Source organism: Nostoc sp. (assembly GCF_036919815.1).
Lineage (GTDB): Bacteria > Cyanobacteriota > Cyanobacteriia > Cyanobacteriales > Nostocaceae > Nostoc.
The window spans coordinates 1-24,110 of sequence record NZ_JBALCE010000101.1 but is presented as its reverse complement, the minus strand read 5'-3'; the positions used below and the strand labels follow the sequence as shown (position 1 = coordinate 24,110).

The following is a 24,110-nucleotide window of genomic DNA, read 5'->3' as shown; positions in this document are numbered from 1 at the left end:
GCTAAGAGTAGATGAAGCCACTTTCCATTGAGTAACCCCAATCTGACCACAGCAATAATACTGATTTTATTGACGGTAATATATTTAAACGACTGTATTTCTACTTAAGTAAAATCTAGTTTTTAATCAGATAAGGACTATATGAAGCCACTTTCCATTGAGTAACCCCAATCTGACCACAGCAATAATACTGATTTATTCACATTAATAAGTTTATTTTTTAACATTCACATTTAAAAAAGTAGATTAAACAGAATGCAAAACTTATCTTTTATAGGATGTTTTGACGCCGAGAGTACGGCATCGAAAGCACTCGGAATGGTACGTTAGGAACGTAACGCACCTACATTTAAATTTCTTAACATAGCTTGAAATACAGACCTAACCCCCAGCCCCTTCCCTACTAGCGTTGGGGAGTAAGATTCAAAGCCTCTCTCCTAAAAGGAGAGAGGTCAAAGTGTATTGCATCCAAATGAAAAGCAGTATATACCTAAAGTTTGAACTCAAGTATCAGTATCAACGTAGATAAGGCGATTCAATTTATTAAAAGTGCGGATAAAAGGACTTGAACCTTCACTCCTTTCGGAACTAGAACCTAAATCTAGCGCGTCTGCCAATTTCGCCATATCCGCATCAGTTTACTATCATACCATAAGTAATTATTTATGGGAAGGGGGACTGGGGGATGAGGGAGACAAGGGGATGAAGAAAGTGTTTTCACAATGCCCAATACTTCTCTACGAGAGGCTGCGCCAACGACTTCTCTACGAGACGCTACGCGAACGCTCAGTACAAGTGCCCAATGCCCCATGCCCCATGCCCAATTACATGACTGCAACACGAGGCAGACGATGCTTGAAACCGCAGAGAATTTCCCAGGAAATAGTGTTTAGTTGTTCTGCCCAATCGTCTGCTGAAATTTGTTCTTTTCCCTGTTCCCCTAGTAAAGTGACTACTTCTCCTTCTTGGATATTGGGTATGGCACTCACATCCAGCATCAACTGATCCATTGTAATTGTCCCAATTTGCGACACCCTCTGACCGCGAATTAACGCCTGCATTTTGTTGGAAAGACTGCGAGGAACACCGTCAGCATAACCAATTCCCACCACGGCGAGGCGAAGTTCACGCGGGGCAATAAATTGATGTCCATAGCTGACAGCAGTTCCTGCGGCAATTGTTTTAACTTGGGTGACTCGTGCTTTAAGTTGCAAAACGGGCTTGAGATCGATCGCATTTTGTAAATGTGGCGCAGGGTAGAGTCCGTAAACTGCTAAACCTACTCGCACAATGTCGTAATGCAATGCCGGATCTGTGAGTGCAGCTGCTGAGTTTGCCAAGTGCAAGCAGGGCGGTTGAATTCCCATTGCTTTGATTTGGGCGATCGCCTCCTCAAATCTTTTATGCTGTTCTTCCATTGTCGTGGTATCATAACTATCTGCTGTTGCCAAATGAGAATAAATACTGGCAATAGCAAGATGTGGTAATCGTTGTACTAATTGCACAAATTCCCCAGCTTGCTGCCAATTAGTCCCCAATCTAGACATTCCCGTATCTAATTTGATGTGTACGGGCACTGGAGAACCATAATTCATCGATTCTAAAGTGTCAGAAAATACCAAAGCTTGTTTAGGACTACAGAGTGTGGGCTGAAGTTTCCAATGTGCGATCGCATGAATCTGCTCTGCTGTATGAGTAGCCCCTAAAATCACAATCGGCGCTTGAATCCCGCCTTCTCGCAATTGAATCGCTTCTGGAACTGTAGCGACTCCCAGCCAAGTAGCTCCCGATTGGATTACAGTTTGGGCGACTGTTACCGCTCCATGTCCATAAGCATCAGCTTTTACTACTGCCATCAACTGGGTACGCGGCGATAAAAACTGCACCAATTGCTGTACATTGTACGACAACGCCCCTAAATCAATTTCTACCCAGGCGCGTTGGGAAAACCAAGCATAGGTATCACACTCCTGACTATCAGCAAAACTTGGGGTTTGTTTATGACTCAACATTTGTACTGACTCCTATTCCATCACGGGTAAACTTCCAAATTATCTATCTATACACGCTCATTTAAGCGATATCAGATTAAATAGGAAGTTTAGCCTTCATATTGGAATTGATACAAGATGTTGCGGTATTAAAAGTTAAGAGTTAAACCTCATCTAAGTTGAGAACCGTAGTTTTCGCCCTCACCCTAAATCCCTCTCCCATATCTGGGAGAGGGACTTTGAAATTCTGGCTCCCCGAATCCCAAATCTGGGATTCGGGGTTCGGGGATGAGCGCAAATCCTTTTCATCTCCTAATTCCTAACTCCTAACTCCTCACTTCTAACTCTCAACTCATAACTTAATTTCCGAATTATCCCGAAAGTATAATTTATTCTCATCTCCCTAGCAGGGTGTATTTGTGTTAACATTTATGTAAAGCTAATACCCTGAGCGCAGATAAATGGGGAAGGTTTTAGTCTTAAACGCCTCTTACGAACCTCTCAATATAACGAGCTGGCGTCGCGCTGCGGTTCTGTTAATCAAGGGCAAAGCAGAACGCGTGGAACACAACGGTAAATTCCTTTATGCGGATTTCCCGTTGCCGACCGTGATCCGGTTGCGTCATTATGTACGCGTTCCTTATAAAGAAATTCCTCTGACTCGCCGAAATATATTGCATCGTGACAGTCATGCCTGTCAATACTGTGGTTACACAGGAGATGAGTTGACCCTAGACCATGTAATACCGCGATCGCGCGGCGGCGGCGATACCTGGGAGAATATTGTGACAGCTTGTGTCCGTTGCAATGTCAAAAAAGGCAGTCGAACTCCCCACGAAGCTCATATGCCTTTGCGTCATCCCCCTCGCCAACCTTATAGCAGTCTCTATTTCGAGGTCAGCAAACATCTGAAGAGTGGACTGCATACAGAGTGGCAAAAGTATGTTATAGGTCTTTGACATGATCTAACCTAATCCTAAAAGCATAAAGGAATAGTCACAGGTTGGCGTTCGTGCTTACTTTCAGAGTATGGCTAAAGCTGTGTTGGATATATTTGCTTTCACAAATTGTCTGTTAGATCGGATTTGTCTAGGCACTCTGATGCACAATTTGGCGCAGAAAGCAACATAGTAGTCTGCATGAATCCAGGCAAGAAAGACAGCAGCCAACACTACTCAGAATTATCAGAATTTTCCCAGGGGATAGGAAACACACGTTGTTCATCAAAAATAATTGTTAATTGCTCAATAATCCACAATAATGAGAGTAATAAAGATATTTCAAATATCAAGGACTAAGCCTAAAGTATAAGATAGAAAGTATACCCTAAGTAAGATAAAAATCCTGCTGATTCGATTTACACAGGAAAAAAAAGCTCTTAAAAGAGTTTTATGCTGTCAGATACAGCCAATATACTAAACTTCCTTGTTTCCAGCGCTTCTACGCCCTCTAGTCGAATTTAGTTGAAGATTGAGCGGGTGTTACTGATAGAAAATATACTCAGATGTATAGTGCAATATCCTGATATTTTTGCGAAGATCATAATAATGTGGCTAAATTCAGTGAATTGCTGAACGTAGTATTTCTGAATTAAAGGAGCCTTACACTTTAAAAAAGTTCCCTATGTACTTGAATTCTCCCGTTACTCACTTTGAGAGTTTGTCATTGACCACAGAGCCAAACCCAGAGGAACCTGAAATCCAGAAAGCGCCAGTGGAAATTGCATTTAAGAGTCCGTCATTACCGCCATCGGTAGGTGAAGGAGCTATATATCTCAGTCACCGTGGTAATTCTCTGGCACAACAAAAGTCAGAAGAACTGCAAAAAACCCTTCTGGCACACCGACACGATCGCCAACTGGTAATTCTGCAAGATTTTCCTGATCCTGATGCCCTTTCCTGTGCCTGGGCTTATCAGTTAATTGCCCAGCAATATGATATCAAATGTGAAATCATTTATGCCGGCGCATTGAGCCATCAAGAAAATATTGCCTTGGTCAGGCTGACTAATTTACCTATCCAACGCTGCACGCAGCAAACCTTAAAAAGCAAAGATTTGTCATCTTATCAAGGTTTTGTATTAATTGATAACCAGGGAACCACTTCCCAGCTACTATCGGTGGTGCAGCAGGCTAAAATTCCCCTAGTAGTCCTAATCGACCATCACAGTATACAAGGTGATCTCCAATCAGAGTTTGAGGATGTCCGCCCTTATGTAAGAGCGACGGCAACAATTTTTACTCAATACCTGCAAACGGGATTACTGGCATTAGATACCAGTATAAATCAACACGTTAAATGCGCTACTGCCTTGATGCACGGCTTGCGATCGGATACAAATCGACTAATGCAAGCGCAAGAAGAAGACTTTATGGCAGCTGCGTATTTAAGCCGATTTTATGATGCCCAATTGCTGAACGCCATTTTACAGGCGAATCGTTCCAAGCGGGTAATGGATGTGATCGAGCGATCGCTCAAAAACCGCATCGTCCAAAATAACTTTTCCATTGCTGGTGTTGGTTACTTACGCTACGATGACCGCGATGCCATCCCCCAAGCGGCTGATTTTCTCGTCACCGAAGAAAACGTTCACACCGCCGTAGTTTATGGCATTGTTCACGATGAAGACGAAGAACTAGAAATAGTCATTGGCTCCCTGAGAACCACCAAACTTACCCTTGACCCTGATGAATTCATCAAAGAAGCATTTGGGCAAGATAGCACAGGGCGCTTTTTCGGCGGTGGAAGGACAAGTGCAGGCGGCTTTGAAATTCCGATGGGTTTCTTATCTGGCAGCAACGAAAATTCCGCCTATGCAAAAATGAAATGGGAAGTATTCGATGCTCAAATTAAGCAAAAACTGCTGAGGTTGGTTAATCCTAGAGATCATCCGATTCAGTCAGAATAGAGGGAGATCAAGGAGATGAGGATAACTCCTAACTCATGCAGCAGTCAAAGCGTTTGGTCAGATAGCATCCGTAAGTTATTCGTGATAAACATATTTCCCGACTTTTCTAAAAAGTCGGGAATCTTGATCTTATGACAGAGGCTGAACTGGTAGAGGATGTAGTTCGTGCCTAATCTTAAGTAGGTAGGCACAAATAAAATTAACTTCCACCTACCTATTTTATTTGCGAAGAAAGAGCGCCATGAAGTCTATAGAACTCCAAATGTTAAAAACTCTGTATGAGCAAGATTTTCATGCTTGGGTAGAGCAGACAGCAGAGCTTTTGCGATGTCTACGACGGGCTTCTCTAGGAGAGGCTACGCCAACGCCTACGCACCACTGGGACACGCTGGATTTAGAACACTTAATTGAGGAAGTGGTGGACTTGGGTAAAAGTCAACAGCGTGCCTTGCAGAGCGTATTACGGTTAGTGTTATCGCATTTGTTGAAGTGGAAGTGTCAACCCGAACAGCGTAGGCGTAGTTGGCAAGTGACCATTACCCGTCAGCGACTGAATATAGATGAATTACTAGAAGAAAGTCCTAGCTTGCGGCGTTTTTTAAATGATGCCGAGTGGATTAATATTACTTATCAGCGATCGCGGCGAGAGGCAATGGTGGAAACGGGTTTATCAGAGGATAACTTTGCGATCGTCTGTCCCTTTTCTGTCGATGAGATTTTAGACTTAGACTTTTATCCTAATGCTGAGGAATAATCGTAAGATTATTTATGCTACGACAATCACGATGCCATACCTAAAACAAGTAAATATACTGTTTATATTTAGTATACTAAATGGCTAACATCATGATAATCATGATTAGTCATTTTTATACTTGATGGAAACTATAATTTTTCTTTGCAACGGTGAAGCAGAATATGACCACCCTGAAAAAGGAGTCATTAAAAATATGGAACTTCCTGGTTTAATAAAATCAGAGATTTCGTCAGGAGAAGACTATGAAACACCCTGGAGTTGTGGAAATTCCAAATTTATAGAAGTTGGGGATAGAGCCTATTTTAAGAGAAGTGGAAATATTGGCAATGAAGCTATTGGCTTTATTGCTGCTGGTTATGTGATTGCAGCACCAAAGGCTCAACAACTCAAGCATTCAGATAAAAAATATTCAGATTTAAGTGCAGCATATATATTTGATTATGCTGGATGTTTTTTCGTTTGCATTAAAATAGATTCAGTTGTTGACTTTGATTTCCCTCTGGAACAAAAAAATTTAAAAAAACTACCTCAATTTCAGGGAATAAATTTCAATTTTGGAGGTGGTGGTTGTAGATTTAATAGTAAAGCTGCTCCCTTTTTAGATTCAGAATGGGAGAACCATTCCCTAATACAACAAAGGCAAAGACGAGGAGTTAGACTTGTTGACATCTTCTTTGAACAGGGAGAAGGTTTTAAGCAAAAAAAGGAGTATCAAGCTGCAATAGATGCTTACAAATTAGCCTTGGAAGTTGATCCTAAATATGTCAAAGCAATTAATAGAATAAGTTATTGCGAATCAATTTTAAAGAAGATTAGCGAAACGCCGAAGCCTCCAGAACTAACGATAATACCGGAACTTAACGAACTATTACTTGCTAGAGAAGAACTTGATAAAGAAAAATTTTTCAATTTTAAAAGTGACACCGACGCTCGTCAAAAAATTACTGTATCAATAGCTAGGAGACAGGGACAATCACAATTTCGTAAATCTTTACTAGATGCTTACTATAGTAAGTGTGCTATTACCAATTTTGATGCTGAGGTTGCGCTCGAAGCTGCTCACATAATTCCTTACATTGAAACAGAGAATAATCATCCGTCAAATGGTTTGTTGTTACGTGCTGACTTACATACTTTATTTGATTTAAACCTCATTGTTATCGATCCAAAAACAATGAAGGTACATATTTCCCCTGTTCTCAAAAAAACTGAATATAAAACAATCGATGGTAAAGAGATACGAGTTCCAAAAGATGAAATGTGCCGTCCCAACCAAGAATTTTTGAAACAGAGGTTTGAGCAGTGTAAATGGTGTCAAAATATTTAGCCTAAATAAATTCAGTTATTTTGTTCGGAAGTACTTGTATATTTAAGTTAGAGAATGACAAGCTTGATTTACCTAAATTATGAGTACCCTAAAGGAAGTAGAACTCGCTATTAGTCAACTTTCACCAGAGGATCTAGCTGCTTTTTGTGCCTGGTTTGCGGAATTCGATGCAGCAGCCTGGGATAAACAGATTGAAAAAGATGTGGCTCAACAAGAAACCCTATCGTCTATTCCTCCTAGTCCAACCTTAGAACCTTTAACCGACCTTGACCCGTGGACTCAGAGTTTAATAGGTGTAATCCAGCTAGGAGAAGAAAATACGACAGAAAATTATGTGGATTATTTAGAGGAGAAATACGGTTGAAGCGGGTGTTGTTCGACAGCGATGTGTTGCTCGATATTTTGGCACAGCGTCAACCATTTGTCGTAACTTCCGCGAGAGCATTGAATACAGTCATGCAGAACCAAGTACAAGGTTATGTTTCAGGTCATGCAGTAACCAATATTTTCTATATCTTGCGTCGTCAAGTTGGTAATGAAGTAGCGCGTGAACTATTAGCAAAGTTATTGCAGCACCTTCAAATTGCCAGCGTAACAGATGAAGTTATTCGGCAAGCTTATGAATAGCCCAATTGCAGATTTTGAGGATGCAGTAACGAGTGCTGCGGCGCTTACGGCAGGTTTAGAAATAATTGTGACGCGAAACACACCTGATTTTGTAGTTTCTTTAGTTCCGGCAATGCTGCCAGATGAGTTTTTGACAACGCTAATTTGAGTGAGTTTATTTTGCTGGTAGGTATAAAAATGACACAGCAAGAATTGTTTAATGAGTTTTTATCCCTTCCTGCAGAAGCACAGCGTCAAGTAATCGACTTTATTGCTTTTTTGCGACAAAGATATGCAGTAGTTAAACCAGCCTCTTAATCATCTGATATTGACTTGATAAATGATAGCTTTATTGGGATGTGGAGCGTAGGCGTAGCCCGTCGTAGACATCGCCAAGATTTAGCTGATAGCACTGCTTGGATACGTGGTGTTCGAGAAAAGCGTTGAATCGAACAGATGGCAGATCAACGAATACGTAATCATGATTAAAGTTAGGATAGATTCATTAATATCAGACGTAAATCCTAACTAAGTACGGCCTACGCCCCGTTACATTAACAAAACTAAAAGTATGGAACTATACTTAATTCGTCATGGCATCGCCGAAGACAAGGGATTAGGCATCAAAGATGAGGAGCGCAGCCTTACCAAAGAAGGAAGGCAAAAAACTGAGAAAGTTGCCCAGAAACTTGTTAAATTGGGTTTAAGCTTTGATTTGATTCTCACCAGCCCCTTAGTGCGGGCCCGCCAAACGGCTGAAATCCTTATAGCAGAAAAACTAAGCTCCCAGTTAGAGGAATCTACCCACCTCGCACCCGATGGTGAAATTTCTAGTTGGCTCAAAGACTGGTTAGAGCCAAGAAATTATTCCCAAAATACCCAACTGGCGCTGGTTGGACATGAACCCGGTTTAACCAATTGGGCAGAAAATCTCCTTTGGGAGGAAGTCAAAGCAAGCTTAGTCTTGAAAAAAGCAGGTATGATTGGGATAAAACTACCAGAAACTGGTTCTCCTCTGGGTTGTAGTCAGATGTTTTGGTTGACACCTCCCAAGTACCTGCTATAACAGTTTTTCAACATTTCCAATTGTTGTTAGAATGGCTACTGTTATGGTGACAATAATTTCTGGTAAGTTAGCTTGATCAGATATTTCAAAAAGCGAATGGTGTTGCCATGATGGTGTGCGAATACAAGCCTGGTTTAGAAGGCATTCCCGCCGCCCAATCAAGTATCAGCTATGTTGATGGGCAAAAGGGAATACTAGAATATCGTGGCATTCGGATTGAAGAACTAGCAGAAAAAAGCACATTCTTGGAAACTGCTTATCTCTTAATCTGGGGCGAACTGCCAACCACGGAAGAACTGAAAGCATTTGAGCATGAAGTTCGTTACCACAGGCGAATAAAATACCGCATTCGGGACATGATGAAATGCTTTCCAGAAAGCGGTCACCCAATGGATGCCTTGCAAGCCTCTGCTGCTGCTTTAGGCTTGTTTTATTCGCTCCGCGATTTACATAATCCTGTCTACATTCGAGATTCGGTGGTGCGCCTGATAGCAACCATTCCCACGATGGTAGCGGCGTTCCAACTGATGCGAAAAGGCAATGACCCGGTACGTCCCCGTGATGACTTAGACTATTCCGCCAACTTTCTATACATGCTCGATGAGCAAGAACCCGATCCTCTGATGGCGCGAGTTTTTGATATCTGCTTGATACTTCAGGTTGAGCATACAATGAATGCTTCCACCTTCAGTGCCAGGGTGACAGCTTCCACCTTGACTGATCCTTACGCTGTGGTTGCTAGTGCCGTGGGAACTTTGGGAGGTCCCCTGCATGGTGGAGCCAATGAAGAAGTAATTCAGATGTTAGAAAAAATTGGCTCTGTGGAAAATGTACGTCCCTACATAGAGGATTGTCTGGAACGCAAAGCCAAGATTATGGGCTTTGGGCATCGTGTTTACAAAGTGAAAGACCCACGAGCTACAATTTTACAACGTCTAGCAGAGCAACTGTTTGAGAAGTTTGGGCATGACAAGTTCTATGATATTGCCCAAGAGATGGAACGCGTGGTAGAGGAAAAACTGGGTAGCAAAGGAATTTATCCCAATATTGACTTTTACTCTGGTTTAGTGTATAGGAAAATGGGAATTCCTACAGACTTATTTACGCCAATATTTGCGATCGCCCGCGTTGCCGGTTGGTTAGCCCACTGGAAAGAACAACTAGCAGAAAACCGCATTTTCCGTCCTACCCAGGTTTATAACGGTCTGCACGAAGTTACTTATACCCCCATTGACCAACGGTAATTGGGCATGGGCATGGGGCATGGGGCATGGGGCATGGGGCATTGAGCATTGGGCATGGTTATTCCCCTTGTCTCCCTTTTCTCCCTGGTCTCCCCTTGTTTTTCCTTGTGCCTTTGTTTCCATTGTCCCCGCATCTCCTCAATAGCCAATCTCAATGCCAACCATAAGTAGAAGTTCTCATCTCGCTTCAGGGTGCTAAAACCATCCAAGGATATACTAGGCATGGGAACTGGCAACAAATCTTCAATTAGGCGTCATCTGGGCAAAAATTATAACTGGGTGAGTTTGCAGGTATTAATTCAACTAATAGTTCTAACTCACCATGACTCGATGTCTTAAAGAGCGGAAACATGAATTCAGGAATTGACCTCCAAGGAACTTTTATTGAATCCGTCAAGGATTTAGGTATACCAGCAGGAACAGCCAAAGCGATTTGGATGCCCCTGCCAATGATCTTGATGCTGATTGGGGCAACAGTGGGGGTATTAGTTGCTACTTGGCTAGAACGGAAAATTTCCGCCGCCGCACAGCAACGAATCGGGCCAGAATACCAGGGGCCTTTTGGCTTGCTGGTACCTGTAGCGGATGGTTTGAAGCTGGTGTTTAAAGAAGATATAGTACCAGCCAAGTCTGACCCCTGGCTGTTTACCCTCGGCCCAATTATTGTTGTAATTCCGGTATTTCTGTCGTTCCTGATCGTTCCCTTTGGGCAGAATATCGTAATTAGCAATGTGGGCATGGGCGTATTTTTGTGGATTGCCTTGTCAAGCATTCAGCCCATTGGCTTGCTGATGGCTGGCTACGCATCTAATAACAAATACTCCCTCTTAGGAGGGTTGCGGGCAGCAGCACAATCTATTAGCTATGAAATTCCTTTGGCGCTGGCGGTGTTAGCGATCGCTATGATGTCTAATAGCCTCAGCACCATTGATATTGTCAATCAACAGTCTGGCTACGGCATCCTGGGCTGGAACATTTGGCGACAACCAATCGGTTTCCTGATCTTTTGGATAGCCGCCCTAGCTGAATGCGAACGATTACCCTTTGACTTACCCGAAGCGGAAGAAGAACTGGTAGCAGGCTATCAAACTGAATACTCAGGGATGAAATTCGGTCTTTTCTACCTGGGTTCCTACGTTAACTTGATCCTTTCTTCCTTACTAGTAGCAATCCTCTACCTGGGCGGTTGGGACTTTCCCCTTCCCCTCAACCTGATCGCGGGTTGGCTGGGAGTCAGTGAAGCGAATCCTGTCTTTCAGATAGTAACTGCGGCTTTGGGTATCATTATGACCGTGTTCAAAGCCTATTTACTAGTATTTGTCGCCATCCTGTTGCGCTGGACAGTGCCACGGGTACGGATTGACCAACTCTTAGATTTAGGATGGAAGTTTTTGTTGCCAGTTGGTTTGGTTAATCTCCTATTAACCGCCGCCCTGAAACTAGCCTTTCCCTTCGCCTTTGGCGGGTAAAGCAATTTTAGATTTTAGATTTTAGATTTTGGATTAAGTCTGAAATCTAAAATCCAAAATTTAAAATTTAAAATTGAAAAGAGAGAGACACAAAATGCTAAAGTTCCTGAAACAAGTTGGTGATTACGCCAAAGAAACGGTACAAGCTGCGCGTTACATTGGTCAGGGGCTTTCTGTTACCTTCGATCACATGCGGCGGCGTCCGATTACCGTACAGTACCCTTACGAGAAACTGATTCTTGGCGAACGGTTTCGCGGTAGAATTCATTTTGAATTTGATAAGTGTATCGCCTGCGAAGTTTGTGTTCGCGTTTGTCCGATTAACCTGCCTGTAGTAGATTGGGAATACGACAAAGCCAGCAAAAAGAAAAAACTCAACCACTACAGCATTGACTTTGGAGTTTGTATCTTTTGCGGTAACTGTGTGGAATTTTGCCCTACTAACTGTCTATCGATGACAGAAGAATATGAGCTTGCCACTTACGATCGCCATGAATTGAACTATGACAGTGTAGCCCTCGGTCGCCTGCCCTATAAGGTAACAGATGACCCAATGGTTACGCCACTGCGCGAACTAGTTTATCTACCCAAGGGCGTTCTCGAACCACATGGACTGCCCGCAGATGCGCCGCGTGCAGGTGCGCGTCCAGAAGACCTAGTAGAACAAACAGAAAAATAAATGTCATTTGTCCTTTGTTATTTGACTAATAACCAATGACCAATGACCAATGACCAATGACTAAGGACAAAAAACAGTGAATCTAGCGGAAGGAGTACAGTTAGTATCACTTGGCATACTGGGCGTGATGATGATTGGGGCGGCCATTGGCGTGGTGCTGTTCTCTAGCATCGTTTATTCTGCTTTTATGCTGGGGGGTGTGTTCATCAGCATAGCGGGAATCTACCTATTGCTAAATGCTGATTTTGTTGCAGCTGCACAAATACTAATTTATGTTGGGGCGATTAACGTGCTGATTTTGTTTGCCATTATGTTGGTGAACAAACGGCAGGATTTTGTACCATTTCCCAATTCTTGGGTGCGGAAAGTACTAACGGGTATAGTCAGTGTAGGATTGTTTGGTCTTTTAAGTACGATGGTGCTGGCTACTCCTTGGGCTTACTCAACTGCTCCTGTAGTGGGTGGTGAAAGTTCTATAGTTTTGATTGGAGAACATTTCTTCACTGACTTTTTACTGCCTTTTGAACTGGCTTCAATTTTGCTGCTGATAGCGATGGTAGGAGCAATTATTTTGGCACGTCGTGAGTATTTACCAGACCAGCTGACGCCATCCGATCTGCGGCAAACTGTTTTGACTTTGCAAGAACGCCCCAGAGAACTGGTATCAACAACCAGCGAAACAAAAGAGTAAGATTTGCGACTTCATTTGCAGATAAAAGCCAGATTTTTTGACGAGGAATACCCAGATTCATGCAAATCCAGTACTTTTTATTACTAGCAGCAGCTTTATTTTGCATCGGCATTTACGGTTTAATTACCAGCCGCAACGCTGTGCGGGTGCTAATGTCAATTGAGTTATTGCTCAATGCTGTTAATCTCAATTTAATGGCATTTTCCAACTTCCTCGACTCAACATTAATCAAGGGTCAGGTTTTCACAGTATTTGTGATCACTGTGGCCGCGGCCGAGGCGGCGGTGGGTTTAGCGATCGTGCTTGCCATTTATCGCAACCGCGATACCGTCGATATGGAGCAGTTTAATCTCCTGAAGTGGTAATTGTGCGTGCAACTCAAGCAGGTAATCATTGCTTATAAAGCGCGGGATGCCCGGAGTAAAGAATGGGCAGAAATCTGTGCGAAACAATTAGAAAGTCGCCACTGCCAAGTGTTGATGGGGCCTAGCGGACCGAAAGACAACCCCTATCCAGTCTTTTTGGCTTCGGCGGCTCAACCAATCGATCTCGCTTTGGTACTCGGTGGTGATGGTACTGTTTTAACTGGTGCCAGACATTTAGCCCCAGCTGGCATCCCAATTCTGGGAGTGAATGTGGGAGGTCATCTGGGGTTTTTAACTGAGTCAGTGGAGGAGTTTCAGGATACCGAGAAAGTTTGGGATCGGCTGTTTGAGGATCGTTATGCTATCCAACGGCGGATGATGTTACAAGCTGCGGTGTATGAGGGTCATGGATCTAATTTGGAGCCAGTGAGTGAGCGATACCTGGCTTTGAATGAATTTTGTGTCAAACCCGCCTCTGCTGACCGAATGATTACTTCAATTCTGGAAATGGAAATCGACGGTGAGGTGGTCGATCAATACGTTGGCGATGGCTTAATCATTGCTACTCCCACAGGTTCTACTGGTTACACCGTTTCTGCCAATGGGCCTATTATGCATGATGGTATGGAGGCGATTACCATCACTCCAATTTGTGCAATGAGCCTTTCTAGTCGCCCCCTGGTTTTACCCCCTGGTTCTGTGGTCAGTATTTGGCCTTTAGGGGATTACGATTTAAGTACCAAGCTGTGGACAGATGGGGTTTTGGGGACTTCAATTTGGCCGGGACACCGGGTTGATGTGCGGATGGCAGATTGTCGGGCTAAATTTATTATTTTGCGCGAGAACAATTCTTACTATCAAACGCTGCGGGAGAAGTTGCTTTGGGCAGGTACAAGGGTTCACTACAGCAATAATCACCGTAATTAAGTATTTTAGAGTGCATTTACCGCCGTAGGCATCGCATACCCGCCCATCATAGGCGATCGCAACCAAAATTATCCAAGCCCCTGGATTCATCCGGGGGCTTTCTGCCCTGATTTTGACAACACTCAGTCCTGAGTGCTGAGTTGAGTCAAGTAAAAAAACTACTCAATACTTATGTATTTGGTACAAGCCCCGCCCCTTGTGGGCGGAATCTTCTTGACTCAAGAGGTTGGTTGATACCCCACAAGAAAGCGGGTGGTCTTTTAACTCAGCACTCTAAGCCGAGGAACTCAGCACTCTTCATTTTCTTTGCTGACTTGCATTTATAGCCTATATCAAAGAAAAATTTTGTATCTTATTGCCAGATTTTTTGGGAATTAATGTCCATAATAAAAGCACTCTACCCCGAATCCAAGAGAGTAAAAAAGCTCTCTAGAGGTTCTTTTCTCGTTCGACACATTAACTCATAATGTGAGCTATTTGTATAGTGCCTAAATCCTAGTAGAATATTTTCGCAAATCTAAGTAGGAAGATAGATGGAAGTTTCTGGACGCAACATAAATTACTCACTGAATCTTCCCCCTATTGAAGATTTTCCCGTCCTTCAAACTGAAAAATATATCCTACGACTGGCATCAACCGAAGAAGAATTAGAATCAATTTTTCGGTTGCGCTTTGAAGTTTTTAATCTTGAACTAGGCTTGGGATTTTCTGCTTCTAACTTTACCCAGATGGATATAGATAAGTTTGATACGGTTTGCCATCATTTAATCCTGCTCTCGAAAGAAACGGGTAAAACCATTGGAACTTATCGGATGCAAACCTATACAATGGCTTCTCAAAGACTAGGCTTTGATGCTGCCGATATATTTAATCTTAATGCAATTCCTAATTCTGTGCTTCACGCATCAGTTGAAGTTGGGCGTGCATGTATAGCTAAAGAATATCGCAATAGTCAGGCACTTTTACTACTCTGGGAAGGGCTGGCAAATTATCTTATCTGGAGTAAAAACCAATATTTTTTTGGCTGTGCATCATTACTAACACAATCCCCTTGGCAAGCTACTTGTGCTTATGATTATTTTCAGGAGAATGGCTTGATGCATCCAAGTATTTTGGTTTATCCAAATTCACAATATTGTCTAGAACTGCCTCAAACTTGTCCAGATTCATCTAATGTTGAAATTCCTAAAGTTTTGCAGGCATATTTGAATATTGGAGCTAAAATATGCAGTATTCCAGCTATTGATAGACAGTTTCAGACTATTGATTTTTTAATTATATCTAATAGCAAAGATTTTCCTAGATGGCGTTACCAAATTTGGTAAACATCCTCTAACTTGAATTGTCCTCATTGTCTTGTAGGGAATTCAGGGTTCCCATACAATTTGAGTTTAGCCCAAATTTTATGGGGACTGCGTTAATAGAAGAGAGGTATTTATAAAACTTAAGCATTATACATAAGTACTACATGCAATTTGGGTATTTCAGCTATGTTTAGCATTCAGCGATGTCTACGACGGGCTACGCCGGAGCAAAGGGAGCGAATAAATCAGGGTTATGCGAAACGCTTGAAACGAGCAAATCTCATAATCCACATTATGATTATGGTTAATGTGTACAGTGCGTAAGTCCTAATTTATTGTGAATATTTAAAATCAGATTAACTCTCACTTAAAGTACGTTGGCGATGTCTGATGAACAGGCTCAGATATAATTACTAGGGATGTCTACGATGGGCGCAGATGCGGCACCTCATCCAGCCCAATGCCTGACTGGATTATTTTAGACAAATTATTGGGAAAACTACTTATGCACCATCTCAAATTTGCTCCGAGTTGGTTGCGATTTTTAATGATTTTCTTATTAGTGATGGGTATATTGTTTCGCTCTTTTAACCTTGATGGCAAAATTTTCTGGCATGATGAAACTTATACCTCATTGCGGATTTCTGGTTACACAATTAATCAAGCAAAACAGCAACTTTTTAATAATCGTGTCATTGGTGAAGAAAGTTTTGCCCAGTTTCAAGGTGTAAATCCAGAAAAAAGCTTAAATGACACAATAATGACTTTGGCAAAAGAAGATTCTCAGCATCCACCCTTGTATTACGTAATAGCCAGATTTTGGATGCAAATCTTTGGTAACTCGGTGACGGCGATTAGAAGTTTATCTGCCTGCATCAGTTTGCTGGTTTTCCCTTGTGTTTATTGGCTATGTCGAGAATTATTTAATGTGCCATTATCGGTTCCTGGTGTAGCGATCGCACTCATGGCAATTTCTCCAATTCATCTAGTATACGCCCAAGAAGCACAAGAATATATCCTCTGGTTAGTCACTATATTACTATCCAGTGCGTCTTTACTGCGAGCAATGCGGCTGGAATCACAAGATAAAGATGAGCTAGTAAAAAAACGACAACGACCAGATTTATTTACTATCTGGAGCATTTATGCAGTAACTTTAGCCATTAGTCTTTATACATTTCTTTGGAGTGCATTTGTAGCAGTTGCTCACGGAATTTATGTGATAATCACTGCCAAATGTCAGTTGACTGAAACTGTCAGAACTTATCTGTTAGCATCGCTAGTAGCTTTTTTAGCCTTCATGCCTTGGCTAACAATTGTGTCCGGTGAGTTTTTTAAATTTTTAATTTCAGCAGATAAGACAACAACACAGTTATCTTTGATGCCTATATTTCCATTTTTAATGATGCAGTTAAGCCGGATTTTTTTTGATATAGACCTTAGATCAGACAATCCTCTAAATTATTTAATAACAGCAATTTTTTTGACTTTGGTAGGATATTCAATTTATTTTCTTTGTCGAAGAACTAACTATAAAGTCTGGTTTTTTTTGATCACATTGATTGTAGTGCCAGCACTACCACTAATACTGCCAAGTTTAATTGCTGGGGGTGTACAAGCATCAACCGAACCATATTTAATACCATCTTATTTAGGAATCCAAGTGACTGTTGCTTACCTACTAGCTATGCAACTATATAATGGGAGGGGATTACGCCGGAGCATTTGGCAAATAATCATGGCATTAGTGATTATTTGTGGTCTGATTTCTTGTAAGGTGAGTTCCCAGGCAGAAACTTGGTGGAATAAGGGTATGAGTTATGACAATCCCCAAGTTGCCGAAATCATCAATCAAAGTACTCGCCCACTTTTGATTAGTGATGCTATGGGTAAAAATTATGGTAATGTCTTTTCTCTGAGTTATCTTTTGGAACCAAAAGTACGATTTCTGTTGGCAAACAGTCAAAAAATTCCCAAAATTCCTGATGGGTTTACTGATGTTTTTTTATTCAATCCTTCAGATATTTGGCGCGAAAAAATCGAAACAAAGTATAAATTAAAAACAGATATTGTTTACAGTGACAACTATTATTCGGTCTGGAAATTGGCTAAATCTTCTAAGCTGCGCTAACGTCATATTCCACCTAATATTAAAATAAGCTAAGAATAACAAAAATAAATATTCAACAGATTCTCATCTGAAATTAATTTAAGTGATAGTACGATGCTTTAGATTGTCCTTTGAGATGAATTTAATGATTTATTCAAAGGTGTTGTATGCAATTAACGGATTTTCTTGGTCTTTTACATCCAGCGATCGCAGTTATATTCGTGTTTCCCCTAATCGGTACAGTAGTTAATTTTGCTTGGCAAACACGCCAACGCAGATTGCAAATTTTAGCGGGGAGTAAGAGCAAAATTCCTCCAGTGGTGGGTGGAGAACATAAGCAGTTAGGTGAAAGGCTAACAGGTGCAGTTGTCGGATTAACTTTAATCGGATTAAGCTACCCTATCGGCAAAAATATGATCAAAAATCAACTGTGGAATAAAACACCTTTTCAAGTTGTTTTTATAGTGTTACTATTTGCTGCTACCATCGCCTCTTTAGTATTTCTTTATCGGGCAAAGCAGCGATTGTGGAGAGGAGTTTTCGCAACTTTAACTGGTGCAGGTTTAGTAATTCTAGGTTGTCAAGATGGAGTATATCGCCTCACCAATGAGTGGTATTGGTCACATTATTATATTGGTATTACCGCCGCACTATTAATGATTTTTTCATTAGCAATTGTTCAAGATATTTATCAAGATAAGTCCAATCGCTGGCGGATGATCCATACGATTTTAAACTGCATTGCTTTGTTGCTATTTATTGGACAAGGGATGACAGGAACGCGAGACTTATTAGAAATTCCCCTGAGTTGGCAAGAACCCTATATTTATAAGTGTGATTTTGTTAATAAAACTTGTCTCAGGCCAAGTTCCCAAGCCCCAAAGTGAACTAAGAGATTTCCAAGAAATAAATTATCCATAAACGTAGACGCGCAGAGGCTTGCCGCAGGCTACCACAGAGACACAGAAAAGCCACTGCGTTACGATTTGCATTTGTTTTTCCCAAGCATCGCAAGATCTGGGACTTTTTCGTAACGAATAACTAGATGGTATATCGCGCATTCATTTTGGTAGATTTAGCAAGCAAAATTTTAATTATGAATTATGAATTAATAATTATGAATTAGATTGACCATCCCCTCTATTTGGCAATGGATAACCAAGGATGCTGAGATTGAGAACATGACCACCAGTAACTAAATAAACAGTATCGCTGAGTACACCTAGCTGGCGCACTAAAGAACCCAGGCGATCGCGGAACGTCCTGCCAAGGGGATAAGCTGGTACTACACCCCAGCCCACCTCTTCTGCTACAAAGAGCATATCAGCCGCAACCAGATCCACCGTCTCTAACAACTCTGCAAGGATGTTTTCCCAGCTAGATTCATCGTGTTCCAGAAAATTAGCAACCCAAGTTCCTAAAGAATCAACTAAAAGGCAGGTATAGGGTTTTGCATCGGCGAGGGTAGCAGAGAGTTCCACAGGTACAGATAGAGTTACCCAGTCTTGAGGACGACGTTGTTGGTGTTCTAAAATGCGTTGATGCCATTCTTGATCATCTGGGTTATCGGTGGCTGTTGCTACGTAAACAACTGCTTTTCCTGACTGCATGGCCAGAGTTTCCGCCCATTCACTTTTACCAGATCGTGCTGGTCCTGTTACTAAGATGATTTTACCCAAAGTTCTTTCCTGACTATTTTAACAATCTGCCTACGCTTGCAATTTCTCACCGCACTTTTTTACTTCATCGGTGAGATTTTTGGTTTTAAATAACTTTTAAGGTATAAAATTAGCACCAGCACCATTGATGCCCCAACAACCCCATTCTTAATTATTTAATACTACTGGGGACAGCAAACTTTAGGATGTCTTTATGAACGCAGCTTTAAAACGCATAGAAGCAACTCTACACGATTTAGGGAATCGCGGCACTACCTCTGCCGCCGAAACAGGTGATTCGACCACAAAACGGCCTTTCTCTTTTAGAATCAGCGTCGGAGCCAACGAACCCACGGAAAGTACACAAACTGCATCTTCCCAGGATGGGGAACTGAATACACAAGGACAAACAGTTGACTTGGGCGTAGATACTGAGAGTGATTATCCTCCTGAACAAAATTTCTTTCCTCACCATGACTCTGTGCAGATCTTTCAAGCAGAAGACAATGGTAGCAAAATACCCAGCCTACCCAAGTTGAAAACTCCGAGTTTTAGTAGCCATCGCCACGGTGCCAATCCAGCATTGGCGATGAATCTATTGCAAGAAATTCAGGAAACTGTCGCCGGATGGCAAACAGAATTACAAAATATTTTGAAGCAAATTCAGGATATTTACTTAGAAGGTCCAATTGTTAATGGCTGGTTAGAATCCAATTCCCAGGAATCAGAAGCGGGAGGAACCGCAACACTACGCCATGCAGAAGTTGACCGCCTGATGAACTACGTAGAAGAAATTTGCGCGACTGGTGGAAAAGTATCTTATGAATCCTCTATTACTGGCTATCGCCTCTGTGGTGTAGACGATGCTGGTAAAGTCTGGTCGCGCCCATGTCCATCAGATCAGGTTCCCAATGTTAGTATGGCGATCGCTCGTTACCAAAAGTTACGTCAACTGTTAGGGCGCAAGCAATCTTTGGAAACCCGCCTGAGTCAACTAGCCCAAACTCTTGTAGTTTTACACAGTCATATTCAACAAACGTAAAGTTTTAAAGATTATTTCCGAAGAAACTCGGTTGGTGGGTCAGTAATTTTTGGGTTACATTAACTCTCGGTAGTTGTGCATTGGATTTAATAATTTAATCTCAAATCGTTCGAGTGAGCATCTCGACTTCGCTCGATGGAACCGTAGCCGTACCCCTGCGGGGAAGCAAGCTACGCGTAGCGTTCCGCAGGAAAGTCCCAAATCTCAAATCCTAAATTAAATCTATGCCAGACACCCAAATCTCTGCCATTATCTGTACCCACAATCGAGATACCTATTTAGGGGCTGCAATTGATAGTCTTTTAGGGCAGGATTTTGCTGCTGACTTTGAAATTGTAGTAGTTGATAATGGGTCTAGCGATCGCACTCGTGAGGTTGTAGAACAAAGAATCCACAATCAGCGCCTGAAGTATGTCTTTGAACCCACCATTGGTTTATCTGTCGCCCGTAACACAGGGGCAAAAGTAGCTAGTAGTGATATTCTTGCTTATTTGGATGACGATGCCGTAGCCTCCGATCGCTGGCTAGAAGTTTTATATTTTGCTTACAATAACTCTAAACTAGCGATCGCAGGTGGCAAAGTCACTCTCCTATGGCCTCCAGGAATCCAACAACCACGGTGGCTATCTCCGGGGCTAGCTGCAAATCTGGGTGCATACGACTTGGGTGACACTACCATCTACATTCAGGAACCTGGCTCAACCCCCAGAGGCTTAAATTACTCCATCCGCCGCAGTTTCCTAGAAGAAATTGGCGGTTTTGATCCTCATCTCGGTCGAGTCGGGAAAAATCTATTATCAAATGAAGAACTGCAAATGACCGAATTTGCCCTACAGCGTGGTTGGCAAGTCGCTTATCTTCCCGAAGCGCTAGTTGCTCACAACGTTGCTCCAGAGCGCCTTCAACGCTCCTGGTTTTTAAATAGAGGCTGGTGGCAGGGTATTAGTGAGTGTTATCGAGAACAACTCGCTGGTAAAGCCGGCATCGCTCAATTGCAGCGAGGTAGCGAACGGTTTGTACGCGGCTTATATAAGTCATTGCAATATTTTTCTGATCCAGCAGAACGGTTTGACAAACTTGTTTATGCTTACGGTCAGATTGGTTACTTAAATGCTGCTATTCAAGGTCTTCTATCCACATCAAATAAGAAATAACCAATAAGATAATTTATACTCATATGTCATCTAAAATACCAGTTTCAGTACTAATTCCGGCAAAAAATGAACAATTAAACTTGCCTGCGTGCCTAGCTAGCCTCAGCAGAGCAGATGAAATATTTGTAGTAGATTCTCAAAGTAGCGATAACAGCATTGAAATTGCTAAAAGTCACGGTGTAAATCTCGTACAATTCGACTTCAATGGACGCTGGCCTAAAAAGAAAAATTGGTCTTTAGATAATCTACCTTTTCGCAACGAATGGGTGCTAATTGTAGATTGCGATGAACGCATTCCCCCCGAGCTTTGGGAAGAAATTGACCAAGTAATTCAAAACAAGGAATATACAGGTTATTATCTCAACCGCCGTGTATTTTTCTTAGGAAAATGGATTCGTTATGGTGGGAAATATCCCGATTGGAATTTACGTTTATTTCAACATAAAAATGGTCGCTACGAAAATCTACATACAGAAGATATTCCCAATACTGGTGATAACGAAGTTCACGAACATGTGATTTTGCAGGGAAAAGTTGGATATCTCAAAAATGATATGCTCCACGAAGACTTCCGCGATCTTTACCACTGGTTAGAACGACACAACCGCTATTCAAACTGGGAAGCTAGTGTTTATTTTAATATTCTCGCCGGTAAAGATGATAGCGGTACCATCGATGCTAATCTATTTGGTGATGCCGTGCAACGCAAGCGCTTTTTGAAAAAAGTGTGGGTACACCTGCCATTTAAACCGATTTTGCGGTTTGTTTTGTTTTATATTATTCAACGCGGTTTTTTGGATGGCAAAGCAGGATATATTTATGCACGCTTGCTGAGTCAATATGAATATCAGATTGGCGTTAAACTTTACGAATTACGCAACTGTGGTGGTCACTTAAATACTGCAACTACCCCAAAGGAAGGAGATGAGGAGCAGGGGAGCAGAGGAACAGAGGAAAAGCTATTGACTATTGACTCCTAAATCCTAACTGCTAACTTCTAACTCCTAACTAAATGACAAATGACCAACCTTTCATCGATTTACGCAAATATGACCAATCTTGGTTTGACCGGGGGCGTGCAAGTTGGTATATTTTATTATGGTGGTTTGTACAAGCGATCGCCTTTCCCCTCACTCCTCAACCGTTAAATATTCTGCGTTGTGCTTTGCTACGATTATTTGGTGCTCGTATCGGCAAAGGCGTATTAATTCGACCCACCGCCCGCTTCACTTACCCTTGGAAAGTCACCATTGGTAACTACAGTTGGATTGGAGATAACGTAGTTTTATACAGCCTCGATCAGATCAGCATCGGTGAACACTGCGTAATTTCCCAAAAAAGTTACCTCTGTACTGGTACTCATGATCTCCAAGACCCTGCCTTTGGGTTGAAAACAGCGAGTATCACCATTGACAATGGTGCATGGGTAGCGGCAGATTGTTTTATTGGGCCGGGAGTGCAAATCGGGGCTAATGCTGTGATTGGTGCTCGTAGTAGTGTTTTTACTAATATGCCCTCTGGGAAAGTTTGTTGGGGAAGCCCCTGTCGTCCCAAGACAGTTCGGATAAAACTTGATCCCCCCACAAACCCATGATTTTATATCGCACTTATATTACAGTTGACAAAACGGGTATATCTTTTTCAGCTTGATATACGAGGTTTCAAGCCTCCCTCATCCCCCTCTACCCTGTGAATCCCCAAGCAAGACGGTGAGTAGCAGTGGTAATATGTTTTCATGGCTGCTCTAATCCTTGCTATTGATGAACAAACTATTGGATGAAACGCTGTCAATCAAAATTGCTGAAACGATAAACAGCAGAGCTAGCACTCCGTTTGATAATGCTTACAAAGCAGCATTGTCTACTGAGGGAGCAAGATATATTCAGGGATTTTTAGCTTTTCCTGGAAAGCCATACAGACCGGTTGAACACAGTTGGATCGAGCTAGACGATACCTCAGACAATGGCTCTCTTGTACGCATTATCGATCCCACATTACCGCACCTGAACAAAAATCCCCAAGAACTCTGGTATTTTGCAGCACAAAGGCTGACCGTCAAAAAACTGAAAGCCATCATTGAAGAGTCGAAAGAAGATTATCCAGAAGATGACCCATTGCCAATCTATGATGATCCACCTTATGAATATTACGGTGATGTCATGTTAGGTGGTCAAGAATATTTAGCAGCATATCAAGCCGCAGAGGCTAAGTGCAGAGAAATCAACGAACTTAACCCTGAGAGAAACTAACTAAACAGTATTAAATAATTCGTAATCCGAATTAGGAATTATTTAATACGATTTCCCATCGCTGCCAAAATATTCCCTATAGGCACAAATTTTGTCTCCACGCACATCAAAAGAAACTGCTACCCGATTTTTGTAAAGCTGTGATAACAAAACTCCCTCATCTCGAAACTCAAAAACAGCCGTTGTTTCATTACTGGTAACACGGCCTAAACTAGTCAGGTTCAAACCAGGATTAAAAGATTCAAAAACGTAATCGAAAAATTCTCTAGTTCGCTCTTTTCCCACATTTAAACCGTGGAATTTTCCCATTGGAAACCAAAGGGTAAAATCTTCTGTGAGCATATCTAAGAATGGTTCCCAATTTCCTGTTGCTAGACCATGCTTGACACTCCCCGACCTAAAGGCACGGGGATTCTTTGATCTACGAGACAACTTGCTCATGCAGGATTTCTCTCTTCATGAGTAGAGGCATTAAACTCAACGAGGTTGTCACCAACCCCGTTGGTCTTCAAAACCGTGCATGAAAGTTTCCCTTCACACGGCTCCTCAGTAATTTGGTGCTTG

26 protein-coding genes and 1 tRNA gene are annotated in these 24,110 nt (G+C 42.0%); 22 read left to right on the top strand and 5 right to left on the bottom strand.

Annotated elements, in window-relative coordinates; all coding sequences use genetic code 11:
• Positions 1–550: 550 nt before the first annotated feature.
• Both V7K15_RS23655 and alr read right to left on the bottom strand, forming a co-directional pair.
• A tRNA-Leu gene (locus V7K15_RS23655) sits at positions 551–632 on the bottom strand.
• A gap of 192 nt (positions 633–824) precedes the next feature.
• Positions 825–2,012: an alanine racemase gene (alr, locus tag V7K15_RS23650; protein WP_334909375.1), complete on the bottom strand. Its 1,188-nt coding sequence runs from the start codon at positions 2,010–2,012 to the stop codon at positions 825–827.
• Positions 2,013–2,452: 440 nt separating this feature from the next.
• Between alr and V7K15_RS23645 the strand changes: the two genes are divergently transcribed.
• The 9 genes from V7K15_RS23645 to V7K15_RS23605 all read left to right on the top strand — a co-directional run bounded on the left by V7K15_RS23645 (position 2,453) and on the right by V7K15_RS23605 (position 9,898).
• A complete protein-coding gene (locus V7K15_RS23645; RefSeq protein WP_334909373.1) occupies positions 2,453–2,950 on the top strand; it encodes an HNH endonuclease in 498 nt (165 codons plus the stop codon).
• A 664-nt stretch (positions 2,951–3,614) separates the two neighbouring features.
• Complete coding sequence (locus tag V7K15_RS23640; RefSeq protein WP_334909371.1) at positions 3,615–4,898, top strand: DHH family phosphoesterase; 1,284 nt, start codon at positions 3,615–3,617, stop codon at positions 4,896–4,898.
• 241 nt (positions 4,899–5,139) lie between these two features.
• On the top strand, positions 5,140–5,652 hold the full coding sequence (locus tag V7K15_RS23635; protein ID WP_334909369.1) for a DUF29 domain-containing protein: 513 nt from the start codon (positions 5,140–5,142) through the stop codon (positions 5,650–5,652).
• Between the two features lie 124 nt (positions 5,653–5,776).
• Positions 5,777–6,982 (top strand): HNH endonuclease, encoded by a 1,206-nt coding sequence (locus V7K15_RS23630; RefSeq protein ID WP_334909367.1) that lies wholly within the window; start codon positions 5,777–5,779, stop codon positions 6,980–6,982.
• A gap of 79 nt (positions 6,983–7,061) precedes the next feature.
• Positions 7,062–7,346 carry a hypothetical protein gene (locus tag V7K15_RS23625; RefSeq protein ID WP_334909365.1) on the top strand — a complete coding sequence of 95 codons (285 nt, stop codon included), beginning with the start codon at positions 7,062–7,064 and terminating at the stop codon, positions 7,344–7,346.
• A gap of 5 nt (positions 7,347–7,351) precedes the next feature.
• Positions 7,352–7,609, top strand: a complete 258-nt coding sequence (locus tag V7K15_RS23620; protein WP_334909377.1) for a PIN domain-containing protein — start codon at positions 7,352–7,354, stop codon at positions 7,607–7,609.
• Positions 7,602–7,757, top strand: a complete 156-nt coding sequence (locus tag V7K15_RS23615; RefSeq protein ID WP_334909363.1) for a hypothetical protein — start codon at positions 7,602–7,604, stop codon at positions 7,755–7,757. Before V7K15_RS23620 ends, V7K15_RS23615 begins: the two co-directional genes overlap by 8 nt.
• Before the next feature lie 402 nt (positions 7,758–8,159).
• Positions 8,160–8,654, top strand: a complete 495-nt coding sequence (sixA, locus tag V7K15_RS23610) for a phosphohistidine phosphatase SixA (RefSeq protein ID WP_334909361.1) — start codon at positions 8,160–8,162, stop codon at positions 8,652–8,654.
• A 107-nt stretch (positions 8,655–8,761) separates the two neighbouring features.
• On the top strand, positions 8,762–9,898 hold the full coding sequence (locus V7K15_RS23605) for a citrate synthase (protein WP_334909359.1): 1,137 nt from the start codon (positions 8,762–8,764) through the stop codon (positions 9,896–9,898).
• On the opposite strand, the gene V7K15_RS23600 is transcribed toward V7K15_RS23605, so the two are convergent.
• A complete protein-coding gene (locus V7K15_RS23600) occupies positions 9,874–10,122 on the bottom strand; it encodes a hypothetical protein (RefSeq protein WP_334909357.1) in 249 nt (82 codons plus the stop codon). The two genes, V7K15_RS23605 and V7K15_RS23600, sit on opposite strands and share 25 nt — an antisense overlap.
• Positions 10,123–10,248: 126 nt before the next feature.
• Between V7K15_RS23600 and nuoH the strand changes: the two genes are divergently transcribed.
• The 8 genes from nuoH (at position 10,249) to V7K15_RS23560 (ending at position 18,330) form a co-directional block, all read left to right on the top strand.
• A complete protein-coding gene (gene nuoH, locus V7K15_RS23595) occupies positions 10,249–11,367 on the top strand; it encodes an NADH-quinone oxidoreductase subunit NuoH (protein WP_334909355.1) in 1,119 nt (372 codons plus the stop codon).
• Between the two features lie 94 nt (positions 11,368–11,461).
• A complete protein-coding gene (ndhI, locus tag V7K15_RS23590; protein WP_292794924.1) occupies positions 11,462–12,046 on the top strand; it encodes an NAD(P)H-quinone oxidoreductase subunit I in 585 nt (194 codons plus the stop codon).
• Between the two features lie 76 nt (positions 12,047–12,122).
• A complete protein-coding gene (locus V7K15_RS23585; protein ID WP_334909353.1) occupies positions 12,123–12,737 on the top strand; it encodes an NADH-quinone oxidoreductase subunit J in 615 nt (204 codons plus the stop codon).
• Positions 12,738–12,796: 59 nt separating this feature from the next.
• Positions 12,797–13,102, top strand: coding sequence for an NADH-quinone oxidoreductase subunit NuoK (gene nuoK / locus V7K15_RS23580; RefSeq protein ID WP_334909351.1), 306 nt, complete (start codon positions 12,797–12,799; stop codon positions 13,100–13,102).
• Positions 13,103–13,108: 6 nt separating this feature from the next.
• Entirely contained in the window at positions 13,109–14,029 is a 921-nt protein-coding gene (locus V7K15_RS23575; protein WP_334909349.1) for an NAD(+) kinase, read from the top strand.
• Between the two features lie 533 nt (positions 14,030–14,562).
• Positions 14,563–15,354, top strand: coding sequence for a GNAT family N-acetyltransferase (locus tag V7K15_RS23570; RefSeq protein WP_334909347.1), 792 nt, complete (start codon positions 14,563–14,565; stop codon positions 15,352–15,354).
• Positions 15,355–15,838: 484 nt separating this feature from the next.
• A complete protein-coding gene (locus tag V7K15_RS23565) occupies positions 15,839–17,464 on the top strand; it encodes a glycosyltransferase family 39 protein (protein WP_334909345.1) in 1,626 nt (541 codons plus the stop codon).
• A gap of 146 nt (positions 17,465–17,610) precedes the next feature.
• The gene (locus V7K15_RS23560; RefSeq protein ID WP_334909343.1) at positions 17,611–18,330 is read left to right on the top strand and encodes a DUF4079 domain-containing protein; all 720 of its coding nucleotides are present in this window, start codon (positions 17,611–17,613) and stop codon (positions 18,328–18,330) included.
• A 228-nt stretch (positions 18,331–18,558) separates the two neighbouring features.
• On the opposite strand, the gene cobU is transcribed toward V7K15_RS23560, so the two are convergent.
• Entirely contained in the window at positions 18,559–19,122 is a 564-nt protein-coding gene (gene cobU, locus V7K15_RS23555) for a bifunctional adenosylcobinamide kinase/adenosylcobinamide-phosphate guanylyltransferase (RefSeq protein ID WP_334909341.1), read from the bottom strand.
• Between the two features lie 193 nt (positions 19,123–19,315).
• On the opposite strand from cobU, the gene V7K15_RS23550 reads away from it, so the two are divergent.
• The 5 genes from V7K15_RS23550 to V7K15_RS23530 all read left to right on the top strand — a co-directional run bounded on the left by V7K15_RS23550 (position 19,316) and on the right by V7K15_RS23530 (position 23,546).
• A complete protein-coding gene (locus tag V7K15_RS23550; RefSeq protein ID WP_334909338.1) occupies positions 19,316–20,143 on the top strand; it encodes a hypothetical protein in 828 nt (275 codons plus the stop codon).
• 224 nt (positions 20,144–20,367) lie between these two features.
• A complete protein-coding gene (locus tag V7K15_RS23545) occupies positions 20,368–21,297 on the top strand; it encodes a glycosyltransferase (RefSeq protein WP_334909336.1) in 930 nt (309 codons plus the stop codon).
• A gap of 23 nt (positions 21,298–21,320) precedes the next feature.
• Complete coding sequence (locus V7K15_RS23540) at positions 21,321–22,277, top strand: glycosyltransferase family 2 protein (RefSeq protein WP_334909334.1); 957 nt, start codon at positions 21,321–21,323, stop codon at positions 22,275–22,277.
• A 32-nt stretch (positions 22,278–22,309) separates the two neighbouring features.
• On the top strand, positions 22,310–22,891 hold the full coding sequence (hpsU, locus tag V7K15_RS23535; protein ID WP_334909332.1) for a hormogonium polysaccharide biosynthesis acetyltransferase HpsU: 582 nt from the start codon (positions 22,310–22,312) through the stop codon (positions 22,889–22,891).
• Positions 22,892–23,057: 166 nt separating this feature from the next.
• Positions 23,058–23,546, top strand: a complete 489-nt coding sequence (locus tag V7K15_RS23530) for a hypothetical protein (protein ID WP_334909330.1) — start codon at positions 23,058–23,060, stop codon at positions 23,544–23,546.
• Between the two features lie 42 nt (positions 23,547–23,588).
• Here V7K15_RS23530 and V7K15_RS23525 read toward each other — a convergent pair whose 3' ends face one another.
• A complete protein-coding gene (locus tag V7K15_RS23525) occupies positions 23,589–23,987 on the bottom strand; it encodes a nuclear transport factor 2 family protein (RefSeq protein WP_334909328.1) in 399 nt (132 codons plus the stop codon).
• Between the last annotated feature and the right edge of the window lie 123 nt (positions 23,988–24,110).